The organism is Myxococcus vastator (genome assembly GCF_010894475.1).
Lineage (GTDB): Bacteria > Myxococcota > Myxococcia > Myxococcales > Myxococcaceae > Myxococcus > Myxococcus vastator.
On record NZ_JAAIYB010000610.1, the window covers coordinates 1 to 3874 of the forward strand.

At 70.6% G+C, this 3874-nt stretch carries 3 protein-coding genes; all 3 read right to left on the reverse strand.

Annotated features, from left to right (window positions below; genetic code table 11):
• Positions 1-226: 226 nt before the first annotated feature.
• Positions 227-1638 (reverse strand): IS3 family transposase gene (locus tag G4D87_RS34815; protein WP_163786975.1). Its coding sequence is split into 2 segments (ribosomal slippage): positions 227-1281 and positions 1281-1638, totalling 1413 coding nucleotides; the frame shifts between segments, so codons are not numbered across the junction.
• 140 nt (positions 1639-1778) lie between these two features.
• Positions 1779-2570, reverse strand: a complete 792-nt coding sequence (locus tag G4D87_RS34820; RefSeq protein ID WP_163786976.1) for an enoyl-CoA hydratase/isomerase family protein — start codon at positions 2568-2570, stop codon at positions 1779-1781.
• A gap of 27 nt (positions 2571-2597) precedes the next feature.
• On the reverse strand, positions 2598-3874 hold a 1277-nt coding region (locus tag G4D87_RS34825; RefSeq protein WP_240358850.1), incomplete at its 5' end, for a hypothetical protein.

Sequence of the window (3874 nt, forward strand, 5' to 3'; positions counted from 1 at the left end):
CCTTTAAACATATATCCCCACCAGGAAGGAAGGGATGCTGGCGGGCGAGCAGGTGTACGGGGCAAGGGGTTGCTCCGTCGGAATACCTTGCTCCCGTGCGAATAGCCGCCCCTTGGCCACTGTTTGCCTGGGGGGGTGGCCGTCATGTTCGAAGCCATCGTGGAGCGCTTTAAGCGCGAGCGACAGCGGAACCTGTCAACGCAAGTGAGACAGTGAGTTCGAGAAATTACTGAGCAGCCTCCAGTGAGGAGGAGCGCCGAGCGGGGTCGTTTATCCAGACGATGGTGGGTGGGGCCTTCGGCGTGGGTGCACCGCGAGGGAAGCGCTCGGGGTGAGCGGCGTAGGCCGCGGCGAGCACCACGCTCCGGGCCGCGAGACGCTCGGCAGCCAGGCCGTGGTGCACGTCATAGGGCGTCAGCAGGCCGAGGCCACCGTGGTGGTGCTCGTTGTTGTACCAGCCGAAGAAGTCACCGCAGTGGCCGCGAGCGTCCTGGAGGCAGCCGAAGACTTCGGGAAAGTCGGGCTGGTACTTCATCGTCTTGAAGTGGGCCTCGCTGAAGGGGTTGTCGTTGGAGACGTAGGGCCGCGAGTGCGTCTTCGTCACACCCAGGTCGGCCATCAGCAAGGCCACCGGCTTGGACGTCATGGAGGAGCCCCGGTCGGCGTGAATCGTCAACTGGCCGGGCGCCACGCCCTGGCGCTCGCAGGTTGCCGCCAACAGCTTCTTGGCCAGGGTGGCCGACTCGCGGTGGGCCACCATCCACCCGACGACGTAGCGGCTGAAGACGTCCAGGACGACGTAGAGGTAGAAGTACGTCCACTTCGACGGGCCGTGCAGCTTCGTTATGTCCCAGCTCCAGAGTTCATTGGGTTTCGTCGCGTGCAACTGGGGCGCCGGGTGGTTGGGGTGGCGCAGCTGGTCGCGGCGCTCGCGCACCTGCTGATTCTCAGCGAGCACCCGGTACATGGTTCGCTCCGAGCACAGGTAGCGGCCCTCATCGAGGAGCTGCGCGTAGACTTCCGCGGGCGCGGCATCCACGAATCTCGGCTCGTGCAGCACCGAGAGCACCTCGGCCCGTTGCTCCGGCGGGAGAGCCCTGGGTGGGCTGGGCCTGTGCACCGGCCCGTGTCGGGGCTGGGCCTGCCGGTAGAAGGTGGCGCGCGGCAGGCCCAGGGCCTTGCACACCGGCGCCACGCCCAGGGCGTCGACGGCCTCCAGTGCCACGGCCATCAGGGCTCCTCGTTGGGCTTGGGCAGTTCCACGCCCAGGATTTCCGAAACTTTTTTTTGGAGGTCCAGCAGCGCCTCGGCGCGCTTGAGGCGCACCTGGGCTCGGGCCAACTCCTTCTCCAACTCGGCGACGCGCCGGGCACTCGCGTCAGGCTCCTTCGCTGGTGGCCCTCGCTTCTTCGGGCTGCGGGCCGACAGCTCTCCCGCATCGCGCTGGCGCCGCCACACGCTCAAGAGCGACGAGTACAGCCCTTCGCGGCGCAGCAGCGCTCCCACTTCACCGGGCCTCGTGCAGCGGTCTGCCTCCGCCAGCACCCGCAGCTTGTATTCCGCCGTGAAGCCTCGTCGCCTGGCCTTCTCCACCACCTCGGTCTCCCTGACCCGAGCCTCTTCCACCATCGGATTCATCGTTCCTGCCTGGGTCGCCCTGCACACTAAACTGCCGGGTACGAACTGTCTCACTCACGTTGGCAGAGAGGGCAGCCTGGCCGTTTCCGCAGGCATTCGACGCACACCACTACAAAGAGCATGGCGTGCAGGAGTTCCCGTCAGCGCCCCTGGAACACGGGGGCGCGGCGCGCGGCGGCGGCGGCCAGTCCTTCGCCCAGGTCCTGGCTGCCGTAGCTCTCCGCCTGGAAGCGCGCCTCCTCTTCCAGCGCGCGCTGGAGCTCCGCCCTGTCGAGCCCCAGCCGCTGCTTCAGCGCACGCACGGCCAGCGGCGCGTTCGCGGCAATCCGCCCCGCGAGCGCCTGCGCCCGCGTGAGCACCTGGCCCGCGGGCGCCGCCTCCAGCGCCAGCCCCAGCTTCACCGCTTCCCTGCCATCGAAGCGGCGGCCGGTGAGCAGCAGCTCCGCGGCGGCCTGCGCCCCCGCCCGGCGCGGCGCCAGGTACGTGGCGCCCATGCCCGGATGCAGGCCCAGTTGGACGAAGTTGAGCGCCAGGTTCGAGTCCTCGGCCACGAGACACACGTCACACGCCAGCGCCACGCACAGCCCCGCGCCAATCGCCGGCCCGTCCACCGCGGCGATGACCGGTACGGGGAGCTCCAGCACGCTGAGGTAGCGCGCATAGAAGCCGAGCATGAACGTGCGCGCCTCCTCGAAGGACGCCTGACGCAGCCGCTCCAGCATCTTCAGGTCCCCGCCGGCGGAGAACGCGCCTTTCGCCCCGGTGAGCACCACCGCCCGGACCTCGTCACGCCCCTTCAGCGCCTCGACACGCGCGGCCAGCGCGTCTCCCAGCTCGGGCGTCATCACGTTGCGTCGGGCGGTGTCGTTGAGGGTGAGGGTGGCGACGGCACCCTCCACCTCGAGAAGGACCTCTGCGGCGGGAGCGGACATGGCCGCGCACTGTAGCGGCCCTGGCCGCTACGGCACCACGAGACGAAGGAAGGCGTCCTGGTTCCAGGTGTCGCCCGCCCCATCACGCTGCCAGCCGGTGACGGCGAGCCCGCGGCCCGGCACCGGGGCCACGCCCGCGGTGGTCAGCGAGCACACCCCGCTGGCGCAGGGCTGGGCCTCCAGCGTCTGCTCACCCAGCCACGCCCCCGAAGCCGCGTAGCGCGTCAGCACGCTGCCACACGTCACCGCGACGCCGCCGGAGTCCTCCACCGCGACGGACGCGCCTGGCTCGGTCACCGGCCCGCACATGGGCTGGCGCACCCAACCCGCGCCGCCATCCGCGCCCGCCGTCAGCACGAAGGCCCCCGAGGAGCCGAGCGACGCCTCGCCCCACACCAGCAGGCCGATGAAGTCCCCCGCCGCCACGAGCGTGCCATCCGCCGCCACCGTCACCGAGGTGATGCGGCCCTTCACGCCCGGCAGCTCCTTGCCCCAGAGCAGGCGGCCGGACGCATCGAACGTCAGCAGCACGAAGCCACGCACGCCGGGCGCGCCGAACGTCTGGCCGTCCACCTCCAGCGTGTCCACGAGCTGCCCGGCCAGAATCGACTGGCCCGAAGGCGCCAGCGCCGCCGCGTGCAGCGCGGTGTCCATGTTGGCGCCGTGGAAGCGCCGCGTCCACAGCACGGAGCCGTCCGCGGCGTAGCGCGTGAGCACGGGGTCCTCGATGAACTCCCCCTCCCACTCCTCGCCCGCGGCCAGCACGCCGCCCCGCGCGTCCGCGGCGATGGCGTAGACCTTCTGTCCCACGCGGTGCTGCCAGACAGGCGTGCCCTCGGCGTTGAACTTCACCAGGAAGCCGTCCTGCGCCTCGCCCAGTCCGAAGTCCGCCGAGTAGAGGAACGCGTTGCCCGACAGGAACGTCGCCGCGTCGCTCGCCGCCACGCGCGTGTCGGAGAAGCGGTTGCGCACCCACTCACGCGACCAGCGCGGCGTCCCATCCGCCGCGGAGCGCGAGAGCGTCAGCGCCAGCTTCTCACCTTCCACGGGCTCGCGCTCACCGTCCTGGCGGGGCGTGCTGGACACCACCACAGCCACCTCTCCGGAGGGAGCCGTGGCGACGCCCGTACCCATGTCGTCCTGGGGGCCACCCACCACCTGGTTCCACGGCGAGGCCGCCGCCGGAATCGGACGCTGCGGGAGCCCGCTGGAGTCCTGCGGCGCCGTGGGCGTCACGGACACTCCGGGGGTGGCTTCGTCGCCGTCACGCGGCGCTCCGGCCGGAGTCTCCCCGTCCCCTCCGC

What these genes read in the sequence shown, in the direction of transcription:
- G4D87_RS34820 (WP_163786976.1), bottom strand. Translation starts at nt 2,570, where the DNA reads ATGTCCGCTCCCGCCGCAGAGGTCCTTCTCGAGGTGGAGGGTGCCGTC.